Here is a 325-nt window from a genome sequence, read left to right as displayed (position 1 = left end):
CTCGGTGCTGACGAAGCACAAGATGTCGCGGATGTGGACCACCGGCTCGTCGGCCCAGCGGGCCCGCACGCGCATGCCGGTGCGGATGCCGGCGGGGGAGCCGGCGTCGACGGCGTGCAGCAGGCTCGTGTCGGCGCCGGCGAGGCGGATCAGCGCCCACGCGAACGGACGCCGCAGGGGCTGGCCGTCCAGCGGCTCGGCGACCCACGACCAGGACTAGACGGTGCCCTCGTCGGCGACGTCGGTGAACTCGGTCAGCGCACGGGCCGTGGCCGGGTCGTACTCGACGGGCGGCACGTGGACGCGGCCGTCGTCGCCGCGCACC

At 75.4% G+C, this 325-nt stretch carries 1 pseudogene; it reads right to left on the bottom strand.

Annotated elements, in window-relative coordinates:
- Nucleotides 1-325, bottom strand: a pseudogene (locus JHE00_RS34605) (Zn-ribbon domain-containing OB-fold protein); the annotation flags it as partial.

Origin of the sequence: Prauserella cavernicola (assembly GCF_016595675.1) — a bacterium.
Lineage (GTDB): Bacteria > Actinomycetota > Actinomycetes > Mycobacteriales > Pseudonocardiaceae > Prauserella_A > Prauserella_A cavernicola.
Note: the sequence above shows the minus strand (reverse complement) of the source record. Positions and strands in the feature narration are given on the sequence as shown.